Raw genomic sequence first — 17,793 nt, forward strand, 5'->3', positions numbered from 1 at the left:
TCAATTATGCAGACAGGAAGGAGACGACCCGGTATGGTTCAAACGATACTGACAAGACTTGCTACATCGCTTCTGGTTATTTTGGGAGCTTCGGTGCTGGTGTACTGCATCATGTATCTGCTGCCGGGTGATCCGGTCCTGCTTATGCTGGACCCGTCATCGGCAACACCCGAGATGATTCAGAACCTACGGGTTCAGCTCGGTCTGGATCAGCCGTTTTATATCCAGTTTGCCAACTATTTCGGAGACATGCTGCGTGGGGATTTCGGCAAATCCATGATTAATTCCGATCCGGTGCTGCCCAAAATTCTGGAACATTTCCCTGCCACACTGGCGCTGACCGCGCTCAGCTCAATCATAGCGATAACCATTGGCATTACGCTCGGCGTACTGTCTGCCATTCATCGTAATGGCGTGATTGATTTTATCGCCCGGCTTGTTGGATTGTTCGGCATCTCTATGCCGACCTTCTGGACCGGCATTCTGTTGATCCTGTTGTTCTCGGTTCAGCTCGGCTGGTTCCCGGCGATGGGCTCCGACGGATTCAGTTCATTGGTGCTTCCTGCTGCAACACTGGGCCTCGTCGGTGCGGGTTTCATCGTACGTATGGTGCGTAACAGCATGCTGGAAGTGGTGAACGAACCGTTTATCGTGGCATTACGAGCAAAAGGTCTTTCACAGCGGACCATCATGTACGGTCATGCGCTGCGTAATGCACTGATTCCTGCGGTGACGGTCATCGGCATGTTGATTGGTGATTTGCTTGCAGGAACCGTCGTGGTGGAGACGGTCTTCTCCAGACAGGGTATCGGCAGAATTATCGCGGATGCATTGATGGCCAAAGACCTGCCTGTTGTGCAGGGCGTAGTCTTTTTCACAGCAATTATCTATGTCGTGTTGAATTTATTGGTGGATATCTCTTATGCGTACATTGATCCCAGAGTTAGGCGTGCAGTCCGAACGTGAGGACGGATGGAACAGTCTGAAACATCTGAACGCGTAGTGAGGAAGGAGGAGTCTTATGAGCATGAAACCATTGGTGGGTGACGAAAAAGGTTGGACGGCCAGAACAGGGCGTTTACGCCTCTGGAGTCGCCGTCCCCTGCGTCACCGCGTCTCATTCGCGGTATCCCGTTTATTCTTTTATGCAGCTTTGCTGGTTGTGGTGTTTACCGTCACTTGTGCAATCGTGCCGGGATGGATTGCTCCTTATGATCCAACTCAGATGATGACGGATGCCATCCTGCAGGCTCCCTCTGCTGCGCACCTGTTTGGGACCGATTATTTTGGCAGGGATATCTTCAGTGTGGTTGTGCATGGCAGCAGGGATTCACTGCTGATTGGATTTGCCTCGGTACTGGTGGGTGGTCTTGTGGGCAGCGCCCTTGGCATTATTGCCGGCTATGCCGGAGGGGTTTTGGATACAATCACCATGCGAGCCGTCGATATTCTGATGGCTGTTCCAGGTGTGTTACTGGCATTATCCGTCGCGGCAGCGTTGGGGCCTGGACTGCTTAACATTGCACTGGCTGTTGCGGTATCCTCCATTCCGGGGTATGCACGGGTAATGCGTGGGCAGGTCATGTCCGTTAAAGGTTTGCCTTTTATTACAGCTACACGTTCACTTGGGGGCTCCAATGCCCGTATTTTCTGGAAGCACGTACTGCCTCATTCGTTGTCACCTTTGCTGGTTATGGCGACGCTGGGTGTGGGTACCTCCATTCTGACTGGCTCCGGGCTCAGCTTTCTCGGACTTGGCGTGTTGAAGGAAATTCCCGACTGGGGAGCGTTGCTCTCGCAAGGGAGAGGTTATCTGACGGTTGCCTGGTGGATCTGTACCTTCCCGGGACTGGCAATTACCATGTTTGTACTGGCGGTTAATCTGATTGGAGACGATATCCGCGATCGGCTGGACCCCAAAGTAAATGGAGCGGCTTGACCGCTATTCCAAGGAGGAATCATGATGTCACATGTCGTTATTATTGCCGGATCGCCTTCCAAACGTTCGCGTCTGACAGGCCTTACGGATTACAGCAGCAATAAATTAAGAGAGGCAGGCATTACCGTTGAGGTGATTCATGTAGCCGACCTGCCAGCGGAAGATCTGGTGCAGGCCAAGTTCGATAGCTCATTCATTCGGGATGCGCTCGCTGTTGTTGAAGCCGCGGATGCAGTCATCGTGGCAACACCGGTATACAAAGCGTCGTACTCTGGCGTGCTGAAGCTGTTCCTGGATCTGATTCCACAGGAAGGACTGCGGGGCAAGCTGGCTCTTCCATTAGTCATCGGCGGCTCGATTGCCCATCTGCTCGCCATCGATTATGCATTGAAGCCTGTTCTGGCAGCACTTGGCGGAAGACATATTCTCGGCGGAGTGTATGCAGTTGATCAGGGAATTGATCGACTTGATGACGGAAAATATGTGCTTTCGGCGGACATCACTACAAGATTGGATCGTTCCCTGGAAGAATTGATATTGACTCTGGAAAAGAATGGTATTACGATATCATAAAACCAAGTAAATTCATTGGATAAATAGATATAGATAACGTCTGCGGACGTGGATTCGGGGGGCGCTTATGAATATTGAGAACATTGAAGCATTTGTATATATCAATCATTACGGAAGCTTCAATAAGGCTGCCGAGGTACTCTTTTTGTCCCAACCTTCTGTCACCGCTCGTATTCAGTCCCTTGAACGTGAACTCGGCTGCAAATTGTTTGACCGTCTTGGCAAACAGATTGTGCTCACGGAAGAGGGGAGAAAGTTCCTTCCCTACGCCCAGCAGGTACTGCAAGTGATTCAGAAGGGCAGACAGAAGATACAGCAACGCCGTACGACGCCCGATGCACTTCGACTTGGCAGTACTGTATCCGTATCCAACTATGTCATTCCCGACTTTCTGCCCAAAATCAAGGAAGCTTACCCTGAGGTGAACATCAAACTGACTACAGCGACGACGGACCAACTCGTCGCCAAGCTGCTGGGTCAGGAAATCGATCTTGCTTTTGTGCGGAAGGTCATGCACCCGGCGATCCGTACAGTTGCTTTTTATGAAGATCCAATCCAGTTATACGTGTACAAAGGCCATCCATTTATTGAACGCGGGCATGTCAGCATGGAGGCGATCAGGAATGAGCAGCTGGTCTTTTTTGAATGTGGTTCACTGGACTGGCTGCGCATACACCGGGCCTTTGACTCGCTGGAACACCCGCCGGATATTACATATCACGTTGATAATTCGGAAACGGCGAAGAAGCTAGTGAAGCAAGGAGCAGGTATTGCGTTTCTCCCAGGTCTGACAGTGCAAAAGGAAGTGCAGGATCAGGAGTTGTTCCCCATTCAGGTACATGAGGTTGCAGGTGTATCGTTGCAGATCAGCGTCGTTACGTTAAAAGAAGAACATTCGCCTTTTGCAGAGCCTTTCGGGGAACTGTTGCGGCAGCTATAGATAGAGTCATTATGGAAGCCAGGAAGGGTTTATTCAGTCAGGTTCGGCATGATCGAAGGAGGAGAATAGGATGGGTATTCGTGTTGGCATATTGGATCAAACCCCGATCTATGAAGGGGAGACGCCGATTGATGCTTTTCGGCATACGATTGAATTGGTTCAGCGGGCTGAACAGCTTGGATTTCATCGTTTCTGGGTATCGGAACATCATGATTCAGGTCATGTTGCCGGCTCCTCACCGGAAGTGCTCATTTCCCACTTGCTGGCGCATACAGAGCGGATTCGTCTCGGTTCTGGCGGGGTGATGCTGCAACATTATAGTCCTTACAAAGTGGCCGAGAACTTCAATGTGCTTTCTGCGCTTGGTCCGGGGAGAATTGATCTGGGTATTGGACGTGCACCGGGAGGATTGCCCCGCTCCACGCAGGCACTACAGCAAGGGATTCAGGAGGCCGCTTCACTGAAGGAGAAAATTAATCAGGTAAAGCAGTTCATCCATAATGAACCGCATGAAGATGAAACACATCCTTTGGCCGGCTTAAGCGCTGCACCAGTATCCGAAAATCCTGCCGAGCTATACGTGCTTGGAGCAAGTATCGATAGCGCAGGCATGGCGGCAGAATTGGGACTGCCTTATGTATTTTCATTGTTTATTAATAGCAATACGGAGGTTGCTCTGGAGGCTCTGCGAACTTACAGGGAACAATTCGACCGCTCACTTGGACGGGAGCCATATGCCATCCTCGCTATATCACTGATTGTGGCGGAGAGTGTGGAAGAAGCCGAAGGACTGGCAAGTGAACATATGCTAGTCAAGATCCATCTGGAGAATGGCAAGGTATTGACGGTTGGTTCCGTCGAGCAGGCGGAAGAATTCGGACGGCAATCGAACGAGAAGTATCGGATCGAGATTCTGGAGCCAAGTGTGACGAGAGGTACGAAGGAAACGGTTGGTTCGGCTCTGGTGAAATTCCAGCAGGATTTTGCCGTGGATGAACTGATTGTTACCACAGCCACATGTGATTTTGCCAAACGCATTCGTTCATTTGAATTATTGCGTGAGGCGCTGGATGAGCAGGGACTGGGCGAATTTGCACATGAGTCGACACCTGCGCAAGCGGTGATCGGTTAGGCATATATATGATATAGAGCATACCTGTTGAAGTGACCCGTGTATTATATTAACCCATCTTACATGGCACATACGATGATAAAAGGAGGCAATATCGTGAGCAGTGATCTGAAACAGCCTGAGCAACAGGCAGAGCAAGAAGAACAGAGCCGCAAGCATGAACTTTACGTTGGGCAGGATGCAGGATTCGCAGAGCACTTAACCGCGATTCGGCGACATTTGCATCGTAACCCCGAGCTATCCGGAGAGGAACGGGAAACGACAGAAGCCATTCGAGGCTGGCTGGTGGAGGAAGGGGTACGGATTGCAGATGAATATTCACTGCGAACGGGCCTTATCGCTGAAATTGGGCTGGACGATGGCCCGGTCGTGGCATTACGCGCAGATATTGATGCGCTACCGATCCAGGAAGAAACAAAGCTGGAGTATGCTTCGCAAGTCGCTGGCCGGATGCACGCCTGTGGTCATGATGCACACACCGCCATTCTGATCGGTGCCGCACGATTGTTGAAACAGCGAGAGTCCCGGCTGCCGGGCAAAGTTCGTTTGATTTTCCAGCCTTCGGAGGAGAAGGCGACGGGGGCACGGCAGGTTATTCAGAGCGGAGCGCTATCCGAAGTTCAGTCTATTTTTGGATTGCATAACAAACCGGATCTGCAGGTCGGTACGGTAGGTATTCGTGAAGGAGCGCTGCTCGCAGCGGCAGATGGTTTTGTGGTTAAAGTGGAGGGTGTCGGAACTCATGCGGCAGTGCCGGAAGCGGGCATTGACCCGATTGTAGTGGCATCTCATATTGTGACTGCATTACAGGCTATCGTGAGTCGTAATGTTGGAGCACAGGAGAGTGCCGTGATCAGTGTGACCAAAATTAACAGCGGCACCGCCTGGAACGTCATTCCCGAAGAAGCCATATTGGACGGCACCGTGCGTACCTTTGACGAGAAGGTGCGTGCCCGGATTCGCGAACGTTTCAACCAGGTGGTTGCCGGTGTCGCAGCAGCCTATGGTACACGGGCTACTGTGCGCTGGATTCAGGGACCACCTGCCGTAGTCAATGATGCCTCATTGGCTGCTGCGGCTGAGCAGGTCGCGAGTGAGGTTGGGTTGAACAGTATTCGACCGATCCCTTCCCCGGCTGGCGAAGATTTTTCCTTTTACCAAAAGGAGGTTCCGGGACTGTTCCTCTTCCTCGGAACGTCAGGTCCGCACGAATGGCATCATCCTGCATTCGATGTGGACGAACGGGCGCTGCCGCTTGGCGCACATCTTCTGGCAGCGCTGGCTGAAGAGTCACTGCAGAAGTTGCAGTCCAACGGAGGATAAGCGATAACTGCTACGTAAATGCGCGAATAATGATTAATTAATAATACAATAGCGAATGGACGCAAAAAACGGTGACCTCAATCAGGTGGCCGTTTTTTGCTGTTTTCGTTCAGGCTCAGATTCTCGAACTGCTTCGTGCTCTTCAGTATGAAATGAACATGATCTATCTCTTTGTTGCACAAGATCTTCAGGCCGTGGCGAATCGGTGTGATCGGGTACTTTTTCTGTATCGGGGAACGATCGTGGAGGAGCTTGAACGGAATTGTCTCTCGGACGCAAAGAATGAATATGCAAAAGCATTGCTGGCATCCGTTATGCCTTTTAATCGTCACTGATGTATCTCTAATTGCAAACGTTGGGCTAAATTGAGTTGACGCAAATACGTCAGATCCCTTCCCGTTTACGCATGAAATTACAGTCACAATGCTCACTTTTTGATATGGAAATATTTGTTGACGCTCCCAAGTGGGATGTGCTATATTTTTCTCGACTGTTAATCGTAATTATTACTATTAAAATTATTTTTATAAATTATATACACATTTACATGAACGTAGAGGACAGAAAAAACCTGAAGAAGCGGAGCTAAAAGCTTTCTGAAAGAAAGCAGCATCGCAAGCATACACCTCGCCTTTATCCCCGGATTTTCCCCTTTGAAAAAGGGAATCAAAAAAATCTGGGGATAACAGCGATCGGAAGGTTGTTCTGTCATCGGAGTGGCAAGTGTAAATCTTCTTTAGTTCAATTTATATAGCTAAGTGAGCTCAGGCTTAATTCCATCACAAGAATAGGAGTAGCGGCTGCGATGAAACAGGAGATTGATTTTATCAAGTTTAATCCTACGCAAAATATGACGGTTCTGGTGAAGACGAATCATCCAGCTGAGAGATATTCACACATCGCCGCCCAAATTATGTCCTATGACAACGTATACGCTGAACAAGTGGGGTTTATTGGCGGATCGGATAAACCGGAGGCGGCTGCCCATTTGGAAATGGCCGGTGGAGAGTTCTGCGGGAATGCTTGCATGGCCTTGGCTGCGTATATCGCGTCCGAGAACGAGTTGAAATCCACCGATTTCACAGAAATCATCTTGGAAGTTTCCGGGACAGATCGATTAATCAGGTGTCAGGTGAAGCAGCAGCAGAATGAATATTTTTGCCAAGTCACGATGCCCATACCTGAGCAGATTGAACAACGAACCGTAAAGTATGAGGGAATCGATATGGATATGGTGATCGTGCGGTATCGGGAGTTCATCCATATCGTCGTCGAAGTGGAAGCGTTTGATGAAACGATGAGAAAGAGGGCACAAGCGCTGGCGCGATTATTAGGCTTAACCTTGGGAGATAAGCTGATTGGCATTTTATTATACAACTCCCAATCGGAGGAGCTGGCACCGCTCATATTTGTCCCACAGCTGGATAGTCTGATCTGGGAAAGGGGGTGCGGTTCAGGTACAGCCTCGGTGGGAGCCTATCTGGCATGGAGCAGGCAAAAGGAAATCGTTCAGCATATCAAGCAGCCTGGTGGTGCGATTAAAGTGATGGCTGAGTGGAATGGAGCAGAGCTTGAACGAATTACGATCGAAGGATCGGTTGGAATCGTGGCCCAGGGCAAAGCATTTATAGATGCATGATTATGACGAGTTAGAGGAGGAAAAGGAATGGAGACATTGATTGATTTTCAAACATGCTTGAGTGAATTTTCTGAGAAATTCGATGAGTTGGCAGGCAGATATGATCATACGGTTCAGCATAGCTCAGAGCTGGAGGCTTTAATTGATGACTATTCCACGTTTATAACGGACAAGCAAAATGAACGAATCTGGGAACAACTCGCTCAAGAGGAATCAGGTAGCATGCACCAGCTGGTCCTTGATCTGCGAGATAAATCTGCACGGTGTGTGGCGGTCATGGAGAAATATCGCGCATTGAAGCTGCAAGACGGAGATGTGGAAATCGCGGATTATTTCAGAAATATAGAAGAATGTATTGAAAAAGAGTTTGGCAGCTTTCATGTCACCTCGGACTCCAAAGTGCTGCTGGTAGGCTCGGGGTCATTTCCCATGACACCTTTGTTTATTGCCAAGCGAACAGGGGCAGAGGTGGTTGGCATCGATATTGATGCAGAAGCTATTACACTCGGGCAGCAGGTTGTGGAGAAGCTGGGTGCGGGCTTGAACATCCATTTGGAGCAAACATTGGTGCAGGACCTTGCTTTTACGAGAAAAGCAACACATATCATTTTCAGTTCCACGGTTGCCAATAAATATGATCTGCTCGATCAATTGCACGCATTGACGAATGATCATGTGGTGGTGGCGATGAGATACGGTAACCAGTTAAAGTCATTGTTTAACTATCCACTGAGAGAAACCGACAGCAGCAAGTGGAAAATGGTCGACAATATTCTGCGTCCGGATGATGTGTTCGATATTGCATTATACCAAAAAGCATAGCTCACTTGAGCTTGGGAAAGAGAGGTACATATGAGCGGATTTCAACGAGTGCTGTTGCTCGGAACAGGCCCTGCATCCATTCAGCTGGCAGTATTGCTCAAAAAGCAATTCAATTGCACCGTAGGCATAGCGGGAAGAGAATCGGTGCGCTCAGAATTTTTTTATGAAGCAGTTCGGCAAAGTAACGGATTCATTGGAGCAAGCATTCAAAATGAAAAGCATCGAACGTTGGCAGGTGAATGCTTCGTCGATCAGGTGTTTAAGGGATACGAGACCATTGAAGGCGAATGGGATACGCTCATCTTCGCTGTGACAACGGATGCTTATGTCGATGTATTGAAGCAAATGAAGAATAACTTCATCAAACAAGTAAAATACATTATTTTGGTTTCTCCAACCTTTGGCTCCAACCTGCTGGTAAGCCATTATATGAAGCAGCTGTATGCGGATACGGAAGTGATCAGCTTCTCTACCTATTTGGGGGATACCCGATGGATGACTGACCAACCGTCCAATCATGTCATTACAACTGGAGTCAAGAAAAAGGTCTATATCGGTTCTACTTCATCTCCTTCTGAACATGTGGACGGACTTTGTAGGATGTACGAGCAATTGGGCATTGCGCTGGAAGTTATGCCATCTGCACTCGAGGCGGAAACAAGAAATATTTCTTTATATGTGCACCCGCCATTATTCATGAATGACTTTTCATTGGACGCTATCTTCGGAGCGTCAGACACTCGGAAATATGTATATAAAATCTACCCCGAAGGTCCTGTAACCCAATATTTGATTCGGGACATGCGGACACAGTGGAACGAAATGATGAAAATCACGGATAGGCTCCGTATCCAGGGTGTTAATCTGCTTCAATTCATGACGGATGATAATTATCCGGTACGTTTGGAGAGTTTATCACGTCACGATATAGAGAATTTCAATCAGTTGCAGGACATTCATCAAGAGTACTTATTATACATACGGTACACCTCGTTGTTGATTGATCCCTTTTCGGAGCCCAACCCGGAGGGCAAGTATTTTGACTTTTCGGCTGTTCCCTTCAGGAAGATATTTGTCAATCAGGATGGAGCGTTGGACATTCCCAGAATGCCCAAGGAGGATTATTATCGCATCAAAATCATTCAGGGCATTGCGAGACATTTACAGGTAAGCTGCCCAACCATCGATTCGTTTATTGAAACTTATGAGGCGAAGATTCAAGAAGTCGCTCGGGCTCACCCGGATCAGGATCTATCCGAAGCATTTGTTGTTCAAACCTTCAATGAAGACATTCGGATGATCTGCACAGGGCTGGCGAACAGCACGGTTTAATTACATCTCAATCTATACAAGTGAACCTGAATTTTACATCTTAACGGAGAGTGCAGAACCAATCTGAAGAAGCGAAGCTACAAGCTTTCTGAAAGAAAGCTGCATCGGAAGCCTACGCTGCGCCTTTATCCCCAGATTTCTCCTTTTATATAAGGGAATCAAAAAAATCTGGGGATAAGAGCGGTCGGAAGATGGTACTGCAATCGGAGTAGCACGATGTAACATTTTTGAAGTTAACTTATATATATCTTTCATGATCAGGAGGAAATGTTGTGAAAAAGGGTAGTGCTTTAGGTTTAATGTTGCTGTTATTGTCTGTCATTACCGCGCTCGCAGGATGTGGGCAGGATGGGGGAACAACAACGGAGTCAGCGAAAAGCGAGGTGAAGTCTGAACTCATTTATGCATCCGCCAAGGATATTAATGATATGAATCCTCATTTATACACCGGTTCCATGCCCGCACAAGGGATGGTTTACGAATCCTTGGTTGAAAACACGGTCGATGGAATCAAGCCATTATTGGCAGAATCATGGGATATTGCCGAAGACGGGAAAACGTATACGTTCCATTTGCGACAGGGTGTGAAATTCCATGATGGTGAACCGTTTAACGCGGAGGCGGTCAAACAAAATATTGATGCGGTTCAGGCGAATGCTGAAAAACATGCCTGGATTAAGCTCTCCACCAAAATCGTAAGTACAAAAGTCATGGATGAATACACATTTGAACTGGTGCTTTCCGAGCCCTATTATCCAGCTCTGGTGGAGCTGTCCATGACCAGACCGTATGTATTTATATCACCCAAAGATTTTACGAATGGTGGCACAAAGGATGGGGTAAGCGGCTATCACGGCACAGGGCCCTACAAGCTGACAGGACATAAAATCGATGAGAATGCGACATTTGAAGCCAATGAAGAATACTGGGGCGGCGCACCTATGATCCATAAAATCACGTCCAAGGTTCTCCCAGCAGGCGAAACGACATTACTGGCATTACAGAAGGGCGAAATCAACTTTATATTCACCGATGATCGGGGTGCGGACAGCATTGATGTTGAAGCCATGAATCAGTTGGCTGACTCGGGTGATTTTCAAGTGATCCGAAGTGAAGCGATGAATACAAATATGATCGTAGCCAATAGCAGCAAAGTGGATAACCCTGTCCACGAAACGGCTGTTCGTGAAGCGATATGGGTTGCCATTGATCGGGAAACGATCAGCAATGACATTTTTAACGGAACCCAGACCGTAGCGGACACCTTATTCTCGTCCAATGTGAACTATGCGGATGTTGAATTGAAAAAACGGGAGTATAGCCCGGAGACTGCAAAAGAGCTTTTGGAGAAGGCAGGATGGACATTAGCAGAGGGCAAGGCTGTGAGAGCAAAGAACGGCCAGCAACTAGCTCTGACATTGTATTATGACAGCAATTCATCTTCGCAAAAAACACAGGCAGAATTGATCCAGCATGCCTTAAAAGGATTGGGCATTCAGCTGGAGATTGTCGGTGAGGAATCCACTTCCATTGCGAACAGAAGGGCAACCGGGGAATATGATCTGCTGTTCAATCAAACCTGGGGACTGGCGTACGATCCACAGAGCACCATCTCTGCGTTTACTTCGGATTCCGCCTATAAACACACAACAAGCGGCATAGCCCAGGCGGATGAACTATATAACAAAATTGATGAAGTCATGGTCTCTACAGATGAGGAATCCCGCCAATCCCTGTACGCCGACATTATGAAAATGGTTCATGATGAAGCGGTGTTTATTCCGATTACCAATGGGCGGGTTACTGTCGTGGCTCCCAAAAATCTGGACGGAATCACATTCAAACAGACTCAATATGAATTGCCATTTGAGCAAATGAAATTTAAATAGAGCGGGGATGGATATGGGAAGTTATATAGTCAAACGGATATTGCTCGCCATACCCTTGCTATTTGTCATTTCATTGATAACGTTTGTTCTCATTAACCTTTCGCCCCTGGATCCCGCTGTAGTTGTATTACAGGCACAGGAGGTTCCTCAGATCACGGATGAATTAATCGCCCAAACGAATGAAGCATTGGGGTTCGATAGACCATTCATCATTCAGTATGTGAATTGGTTGATTGCCTGTATGCAGTTTGATTTTGGTAGCTCGTATGTATCCGGTGAACCGGTGTGGTCCTTGGTTGGTCCAGCATTCCTGAACACATTAAAATTAACGCTGGTATCATCGGTGTTCATTATTGGATTCTCCATCCTGTTGGGTGTGATCTGCGCCATGAGAGAAGGGAAAGCCGTCGATAAATCGGTCAGAGGCCTCTCATTTGTCCTGACCGCAATGCCATCTTATTGGCTCGCAGCCATCATGATCTGGACTTTTTCCGTCAAGCTGGACTTGTTGCCTACGAGCGGAATGGATTCGTTGAAGAGTTATATTCTGCCAGTGGTTGTGATTACGGTGAGTTATACAGGTATTTATTTTAGAACGGTCCGGAGTTCGATGCTAAGCAACATGAATGAGGATTACGTGCTCTATGGAAGGGCAAACGGCTTAAGTGAGCGGAAGGTGACCCTGCATATTTTACGTAATTCGCTGCAAGTAGCGGTATCCATATTTTGCATGGCGATCCCCATTGTGCTCGGCAGCACGGTTGTGATTGAAAATGTGTTTGCCTGGCCGGGACTCGGAAGATTAAGCGTGCGGTCCATCCTCAATCGGGATTTCCCGATTATTCAGGCGTATGTTCTTATTTTGGCCGTAACCTTTGTGCTGTTTAATACAATTTCTGACGTGATCAATGCGGCGATGAATCCCCGATTAAGAAAGGATCTCTGATGCGATTATTAAAAAATTTGAGCAAAGACAAGCTTGCGATGACATCGCTTGTTGTTATTGTGATCATTGTTGCTATGGGCATATTTGCCCCATTGTGCGCACCCCATGACCCGGAGGAAGTAAATATGAAACTTCGATATGCTACCTCCTCCTGGAGTTATTGGTTAGGAAATGATCATTTGGGCAGATGTGTGTTATCCAGACTCATTTATGGAATTCGCCCCAGTGTTCTATGGGTTTTAGTAGCCTTGATGATATCTGTTCTGGTCGGAGCTGTCGTCGGATTTATCGCAGGGTACTTCAAGGGGAAGACAGATGCCTGGATCATGAGACTTTGTGATATCATGCTGTCTTTCCCGGGATACGTCATGACACTGGCAGTGGTCGGTATTTTGGGTGCGGGACTTGAACATATTCTGATCGCGTTTGTGGTCATGAAATGGGCGTGGTTTGCCCGCGTCATTCGAACCTCCGTGATGCAGTTCTCCGAAATGGAATATGTGAAATTCGCCAAGGCCTCTGGTATCGGCAGCTTTAGAATTATAACCAAGCATATTGTTCCGGTTACATTTGCCGATGTAGCGGTGATTGCTAGTGGTTCCATGTGTTCGATGATGCTGCAGATCTCAGGACTTTCTTTTCTGGGTTTGGGAATCCAGGCCCCTCATGCCGAATGGGGGATGATGTTGAATGAGACAAGGGAAGTCATGTTCTCCAGACCAGAGTTAATGCTGGCACCTGGACTAGCCATCGTAATCGTGGTGTCGGCCTTTAATTTTTTATCGGATGCACTTCAGGTCGCGTTGGACCCCAAATTAATGACTTCCCAAGGTAAGCTTTGTAAAAAAGAGGTGGGAAAAGCCGTTTATGAATATAGTAGAGGTTAAACATTTGAAGATCTGGGACGCCAATACGGACAAGGTCATTATTCATAACAGTTCATTTCAGGTCAAACAGGGAAGCTGTCTGGCCATTGTCGGAGAAAGCGGAAGTGGTAAGTCCGTCACATGCAGGTCTATTATGCGTTTGAATAAACCCTGGATTCGCCAGTCCGGAACAATTCTCTTCAAAGGTGAGGACGTGAACCAGCTTTCTGAACAAGAGATGAGACGAAGAAGAGGAAAAAACCTGTGCATGATTCTGCAAAATGGCATGAGCGCATTTGACCCTTCTTGTGTAATCGGTGTGCATATCCGGGAGACGCTACAGACGCATTTCGACTGGAATAACAAAGAAAGCGAACGGAAGATCATTAGCGCCATGGAAAGTGTCATGTTAAAGAATCCGCAGGAAATCCTGAATCAATATCCACATCAGCTATCAGGTGGCATGTTGCAGCGCATTATGATTGCATTGGCACTTGTGTTGGAGCCGGATCTGATCATTGCGGATGAACCCACAACGGCATTGGATACGATCTCTCAATATGAGGTGGTTGAACAATTGATTAAATTACGCGAACGAATGGGCTGTTCCATGTTGTTTATATCCCATGACCTCGGTGTGGTCCAGAAGATTGCAGATGAAGTGATGGTCATGAAAGACGGTGCCATTGTCGAAAGTGGGCCTATTCGGTCTGTTTTTAAGAAGCCGAAGCATGCCTATACTCAATATTTGGTTTCCACCCGGTTGGAGCTGAGCAATCATTTCAGGAAATTGATGCAGGGAGGGGATGCAGATGCTCAAGGTGGATGGGATCGAAAAGTCCTATAAACAAGGCGGATTGTTCTCCAAACAAAGACAGAAGATATTGAGAAAAGTTGCATTTGAATGCCAGCATGGCGAATGTCTCGGCATCATCGGTGAAAGTGGGAGCGGCAAGTCGACATTGGGCCGTCTGATCCTGGGTATCGAGAAGCCTGATCGCGGGCGTATTTTATTCGAGGGGAAAAACGTGAATGATCGCCGCGTGAGAAGGGGAAGCATCAGTGCCGTATTTCAAAATTATACGTCCTCCATTAATCCATTTCTCACGGTGGAGGAAGCCATTATGGAGCCTTTGAAAGCTCATAAAAAAGTGGAAGCGGATATGCAAAGCAAGGTGGATACATTGTTGCATCAAGTGGGATTAGACTCGTCCTACAGGCTCAAATATCCGCATGAATTATCCGGTGGAGAGGCTCAGAGAGTATGTATTGCGAGAGCCATATCTACTGAACCCCGATGCATTGTATTCGATGAAGCGATCAGTTCTCTGGACGTGTCTGTGCAGATTCAGGTGCTGCGATTGTTAAAAGAATTAAAGCAATTCTATCAGATGAGCTACGTGTTCATTACGCATGATATTCAGGCGGCAGCCTATATTTGCGACAGGGTTATTATTTTCAGGGACGGTCAGATTGAGGAAATGGTGCCTATTGAGCAGCTGAAGGATGTTCAGTCCGATTATGCCAGGAGATTATTAACCTATTTAATTACGTTTCAGGAGGAGGACCAGGGATGAGTGGAGCGATGTCATGGCCGTTTCTGCGTTTGTACATCCTGGTTCTTCTGTATTTTAGTGCAAATGCAATTCTTAATGTCATTATTCCTTTACAGGGTGAATCCTTGGGGGCGAGTAGTACAACCATCGGGCTGATTATGGGTGCCTATATGTTCACGACCATGTTTTTCAGGCCATGGGCAGGTCATATCATTCAAAAGCGCGGACCGATCAAAGTACTTCGTTTTATTCTGATTATCAATGGTTTTGCCCTTATTCTATACACGTTTACAGGGCTTGGAGGTTATTTGGTCGCTCGTATTTTACAGGGGGTATCCACTGCTTTCTTTTCCATGGCGCTGCAGATTGGCATTATTGATGCCCTGCCGGAGAAAGACCGTTCCCAGGGCATATCCTATTATTCGTTGTTCAGTTATATTCCAGGCATTGTGGGACCTATCTTGGCGCTAGGGATCTGGCAGACAGGCGGCATGGACTATTTTACAGTCGTTCTGATCGGTATTGCTATCTGTACAGGCGTCTTCGGGTATACCGCCAAAATGGACAAGAGCAATGAGCAACATCCTGATGAGAATTCATCGGTGCAGAACGTAAGCATGTTTCAATCCTTCCGTCAGTTGGTACAAAATCCATTCTTGTTTAGATGCAGTGTACTGATGCTAAGTGCTTCCGTTGTATTTGGTGCCATCACGACCTTTATTCCCCTGTACACCAGTCAATTGCCAAGCGGCAATGCGGGTGTCTATCTGATGCTTCAGGCAGGAACTGTTGTGATCGCCCGGATGTTGTTACGTAAAAAAATCCCCTCCGATGGCAAATGGCATGCACCTTTTATCATGGGAACGATGCTGCTGTTGGCAATAGCCGCACTATGTGTAAGCTGGGCAATCACAGGAGGAGCTGCCCTTTTGTATGTGGGGGCCATCTTGATGGGTATCGCTCAATCCATTCTCTATCCAACGTTAACTACCTATTTATCCTTTGTGCTACCGCAGTTGAATCGGAATGTGTTAATCGGTTTATTCATAGCGACAGCAGATCTAGGCGTATCTCTGGGTGGTGTGTTGATGGGACCGCTCGCTGATCTATCCTCCTATTCGTTTATGTACATGATTTGTGCTATCTTAGGGGCGGTAATGATAGCTTTTGCCTATGAACGAAGAAAACCAGTCAAAGATGTGTCTGTGATTGCACGAGAAAAGCAAAAATGATTTGACAACATCGTTCAACAGGATTATAGTCATTGTTGTTAATCGTAATAATTACTATTAAGGTCGGAGTTATACGGACCACACCATAAGGAGTAGATACACATGACACAAAAGCGGGTTCCGGTAACTGTTCTTAGCGGTTACCTCGGTTCAGGTAAAACAACCGTTCTTAATCACGTACTGCACAACCGCCAGGGGCTCAAGGTCGCCGTCATCGTTAATGACATGAGCGAGGTCAACATCGATGCCGCTCTGGTGAAGGGTGAGGCGACATTGTCGCGCACCGAAGAAAAGCTGGTGGAGCTGTCCAATGGCTGCATCTGCTGCACTTTGCGGGATGATCTGCTGCAGGAGATTGAGAAGCTGGTGAATGAAGGCAGGTTTGATTATATCCTGATTGAATCCACAGGCATAAGTGAACCTGTTCCGGTAGCGCAGACCTTTACATATGCCGACGAGGAATCGGGTATTGATCTGACAAGTCTGGCGAAGCTGGATTGTCTGGTAACCGTCGTGGATGCGCATCGATTCTGGCATGATTTTGCCTCAGGGCAGAGCCTGCTGGATCGGAACCAGGCCACAGGTGAGGAAGATACCCGCGATGTTGTGGACCTGCTGATTGATCAGATTGAGACTTGTGATGTTCTGCTGCTGAACAAATGTGATCTGGTCGATGACGTGGAGCTGAACAAGCTTGAAGGTGTCATCCGCAAACTTCAGCCTAATGCCAAAATCATTCGGATTGTGAACGGTCAAGTCAACCCGTCTGAAATTTTGAATACAGGTCTCTTCAACTTCGAGAAAGCAAGCATGTCCGCCGGGTGGATTCAGGAACTGGAGAAGGAATCACATACACCGGAGACCGAGGAATACGGTATTGGTTCCTTCGTGTATCGTCGTCGGAAACCATTTCATCCTTCTCGTCTAGCTGAATTCATGAGCTACTGGCCAGAAGAAGTGGTGCGTGCCAAAGGGCTGGTCTGGCTCGCGGCTGAAGGAGATGTGGCTGCAAGTCTGAGTCAGGCGGGATCGTCGATTCAGTTTGGCCCCGCAGGACATTGGGTTGCGGCTTTACCGGAAGCGGACAAGGAAGAAATTTTGCGTACAGAGCCAGATGTACTGGAGAAATGGGATGCGCAGTGGGGAGACCGTCAGACTGAGCTGGTCATGATCGGGATTGAAATGGAGCGCACCATTATTGAAGATGAACTCGACCAATGCCTGCTCAGTGATGAAGAAATGCAGGCCGACTGGGGGCATTTTGACAATCCCCTGCCTTGGCCAGTTGAAGTCGTATAGAAATTTAACTCATACAAAGGAGCTGTAATCCATGGCCAAAAAATCAAAAGTGGTACGTGAGAAACAACGTCAGGCAATCGTAGCCAAATATGCAGAGCTGCGCAGGGAACTGAAAGAAAAAGGGGATTATGAAGCACTGCAGAAACTGCCGCGCAATGCTTCGCCGACCCGATTGAAAAATCGGTGTGAACTGACAGGCCGCCCAAGAGGATATTTGCGCAAGTACAAGGTATCGCGGATTGTGTTCCGTGAGCTGGCTCATCAAGGGCAAATTCCGGGTGTCACGAAGTCAAGCTGGTAAGCCC

General features: G+C 47.7%; 18 protein-coding genes. All 18 read left to right on the forward strand.

What is annotated here, in order from left to right; translation table 11 throughout:
- Window positions 1–33: 33 nt before the first annotated feature.
- The gene (locus HP548_RS05915; protein ID WP_062324145.1) at window positions 34–966 is read left to right on the forward strand and encodes an ABC transporter permease; all 933 of its coding nucleotides are present in this window, start codon (window positions 34–36) and stop codon (window positions 964–966) included.
- 55 nt (window positions 967–1,021) lie between these two features.
- Window positions 1,022–1,939, forward strand: coding sequence for an ABC transporter permease (locus HP548_RS05920; protein WP_076290866.1), 918 nt, complete (start codon window positions 1,022–1,024; stop codon window positions 1,937–1,939).
- Window positions 1,940–1,963: 24 nt separating this feature from the next.
- The gene (gene ssuE, locus HP548_RS05925) at window positions 1,964–2,512 is read left to right on the forward strand and encodes an NADPH-dependent FMN reductase (protein WP_076290865.1); all 549 of its coding nucleotides are present in this window, start codon (window positions 1,964–1,966) and stop codon (window positions 2,510–2,512) included.
- A gap of 67 nt (window positions 2,513–2,579) precedes the next feature.
- Window positions 2,580–3,452 carry a LysR family transcriptional regulator gene (locus HP548_RS05930; protein ID WP_063566647.1) on the forward strand — a complete coding sequence of 291 codons (873 nt, stop codon included), beginning with the start codon at window positions 2,580–2,582 and terminating at the stop codon, window positions 3,450–3,452.
- 70 nt (window positions 3,453–3,522) lie between these two features.
- Window positions 3,523–4,584 carry an LLM class flavin-dependent oxidoreductase gene (locus tag HP548_RS05935; protein WP_175381155.1) on the forward strand — a complete coding sequence of 354 codons (1,062 nt, stop codon included), beginning with the start codon at window positions 3,523–3,525 and terminating at the stop codon, window positions 4,582–4,584.
- 207 nt (window positions 4,585–4,791) lie between these two features.
- The gene (locus HP548_RS05940) at window positions 4,792–5,907 is read left to right on the forward strand and encodes an amidohydrolase (protein ID WP_076290967.1); all 1,116 of its coding nucleotides are present in this window, start codon (window positions 4,792–4,794) and stop codon (window positions 5,905–5,907) included.
- Between the two features lie 71 nt (window positions 5,908–5,978).
- On the forward strand, window positions 5,979–6,242 hold the full coding sequence (locus HP548_RS05945; protein ID WP_175381156.1) for a hypothetical protein: 264 nt from the start codon (window positions 5,979–5,981) through the stop codon (window positions 6,240–6,242).
- A 470-nt stretch (window positions 6,243–6,712) separates the two neighbouring features.
- Window positions 6,713–7,546, forward strand: a complete 834-nt coding sequence (locus HP548_RS05950; RefSeq protein ID WP_076290863.1) for a diaminopimelate epimerase — start codon at window positions 6,713–6,715, stop codon at window positions 7,544–7,546.
- Between the two features lie 27 nt (window positions 7,547–7,573).
- Window positions 7,574–8,368 carry a nicotianamine synthase family protein gene (locus tag HP548_RS05955; protein WP_076290862.1) on the forward strand — a complete coding sequence of 265 codons (795 nt, stop codon included), beginning with the start codon at window positions 7,574–7,576 and terminating at the stop codon, window positions 8,366–8,368.
- Window positions 8,369–8,398: 30 nt separating this feature from the next.
- Window positions 8,399–9,700 carry an opine metallophore biosynthesis dehydrogenase gene (locus tag HP548_RS05960; RefSeq protein WP_076290861.1) on the forward strand — a complete coding sequence of 434 codons (1,302 nt, stop codon included), beginning with the start codon at window positions 8,399–8,401 and terminating at the stop codon, window positions 9,698–9,700.
- 299 nt (window positions 9,701–9,999) lie between these two features.
- Entirely contained in the window at window positions 10,000–11,589 is a 1,590-nt protein-coding gene (gene cntA / locus HP548_RS05965) for a staphylopine-dependent metal ABC transporter substrate-binding lipoprotein (RefSeq protein ID WP_175381205.1), read from the forward strand.
- A 13-nt stretch (window positions 11,590–11,602) separates the two neighbouring features.
- Entirely contained in the window at window positions 11,603–12,535 is a 933-nt protein-coding gene (opp1B, locus tag HP548_RS05970; RefSeq protein ID WP_076290860.1) for a nickel/cobalt ABC transporter permease, read from the forward strand.
- Window positions 12,535–13,422, forward strand: a complete 888-nt coding sequence (cntC, locus tag HP548_RS05975) for a staphylopine uptake ABC transporter permease subunit CntC (protein WP_175381157.1) — start codon at window positions 12,535–12,537, stop codon at window positions 13,420–13,422. The genes opp1B and cntC overlap by 1 nt, the downstream gene beginning before the upstream one ends.
- Window positions 13,403–14,248: a staphylopine uptake ABC transporter ATP-binding protein CntD gene (gene cntD, locus HP548_RS05980; RefSeq protein ID WP_076290858.1), complete on the forward strand. Its 846-nt coding sequence runs from the start codon at window positions 13,403–13,405 to the stop codon at window positions 14,246–14,248. The genes cntC and cntD overlap by 20 nt, the downstream gene beginning before the upstream one ends.
- Window positions 14,214–14,978 (forward strand): ABC transporter ATP-binding protein, encoded by a 765-nt coding sequence (locus tag HP548_RS05985; RefSeq protein ID WP_175381158.1) that lies wholly within the window; start codon window positions 14,214–14,216, stop codon window positions 14,976–14,978. Before cntD ends, HP548_RS05985 begins: the two co-directional genes overlap by 35 nt.
- Window positions 14,975–16,189 carry a staphylopine family metallophore export MFS transporter CntE gene (gene cntE, locus HP548_RS05990; RefSeq protein WP_175381159.1) on the forward strand — a complete coding sequence of 405 codons (1,215 nt, stop codon included), beginning with the start codon at window positions 14,975–14,977 and terminating at the stop codon, window positions 16,187–16,189. The genes HP548_RS05985 and cntE overlap by 4 nt, the downstream gene beginning before the upstream one ends.
- A gap of 102 nt (window positions 16,190–16,291) precedes the next feature.
- Complete coding sequence (locus HP548_RS05995) at window positions 16,292–17,488, forward strand: GTP-binding protein (RefSeq protein WP_076290855.1); 1,197 nt, start codon at window positions 16,292–16,294, stop codon at window positions 17,486–17,488.
- Between the two features lie 31 nt (window positions 17,489–17,519).
- Window positions 17,520–17,789, forward strand: coding sequence for a 30S ribosomal protein S14 (gene rpsN / locus HP548_RS06000; protein ID WP_076290854.1), 270 nt, complete (start codon window positions 17,520–17,522; stop codon window positions 17,787–17,789).
- Window positions 17,790–17,793: the final 4 nt, after the last annotated feature.

Source organism: Paenibacillus taichungensis, assembly GCF_013359905.1.
GTDB classification, from domain to species: domain Bacteria; phylum Bacillota; class Bacilli; order Paenibacillales; family Paenibacillaceae; genus Paenibacillus; species Paenibacillus taichungensis.

Excerpts from the sequence above, each read along its gene's own strand:
- HP548_RS05950 (WP_076290863.1), top strand. The coding sequence starts at position 6,713 with ATGAAACAGGAGATTGATTTTATCAAGTTTAATCCTACGCAAAATATG.
- cntC (WP_175381157.1), top strand. The coding sequence starts at position 12,535 with ATGCGATTATTAAAAAATTTGAGCAAAGACAAGCTTGCGATGACATCG.
- HP548_RS05920 (WP_076290866.1), top strand. The coding sequence starts at position 1,022 with ATGAGCATGAAACCATTGGTGGGTGACGAAAAAGGTTGGACGGCCAGA.
- HP548_RS05960 (WP_076290861.1), top strand. The coding sequence starts at position 8,399 with ATGAGCGGATTTCAACGAGTGCTGTTGCTCGGAACAGGCCCTGCATCC.
- cntE (WP_175381159.1), top strand. The coding sequence starts at position 14,975 with ATGAGTGGAGCGATGTCATGGCCGTTTCTGCGTTTGTACATCCTGGTT.
- HP548_RS05985 (WP_175381158.1), top strand. The coding sequence starts at position 14,214 with ATGCTCAAGGTGGATGGGATCGAAAAGTCCTATAAACAAGGCGGATTG.
- opp1B (WP_076290860.1), top strand. The coding sequence starts at position 11,603 with ATGGGAAGTTATATAGTCAAACGGATATTGCTCGCCATACCCTTGCTA.
- rpsN (WP_076290854.1), top strand. The coding sequence starts at position 17,520 with ATGGCCAAAAAATCAAAAGTGGTACGTGAGAAACAACGTCAGGCAATC.
- HP548_RS05930 (WP_063566647.1), top strand. The coding sequence starts at position 2,580 with ATGAATATTGAGAACATTGAAGCATTTGTATATATCAATCATTACGGA.
- cntA (WP_175381205.1), top strand. The coding sequence starts at position 10,000 with ATGTTGCTGTTATTGTCTGTCATTACCGCGCTCGCAGGATGTGGGCAG.
- HP548_RS05955 (WP_076290862.1), top strand. The coding sequence starts at position 7,574 with ATGGAGACATTGATTGATTTTCAAACATGCTTGAGTGAATTTTCTGAG.
- cntD (WP_076290858.1), top strand. The coding sequence starts at position 13,403 with ATGAATATAGTAGAGGTTAAACATTTGAAGATCTGGGACGCCAATACG.
- ssuE (WP_076290865.1), top strand. The coding sequence starts at position 1,964 with ATGTCACATGTCGTTATTATTGCCGGATCGCCTTCCAAACGTTCGCGT.
- HP548_RS05915 (WP_062324145.1), top strand. The coding sequence starts at position 34 with ATGGTTCAAACGATACTGACAAGACTTGCTACATCGCTTCTGGTTATT.
- HP548_RS05995 (WP_076290855.1), top strand. The coding sequence starts at position 16,292 with ATGACACAAAAGCGGGTTCCGGTAACTGTTCTTAGCGGTTACCTCGGT.
- HP548_RS05935 (WP_175381155.1), top strand. The coding sequence starts at position 3,523 with ATGGGTATTCGTGTTGGCATATTGGATCAAACCCCGATCTATGAAGGG.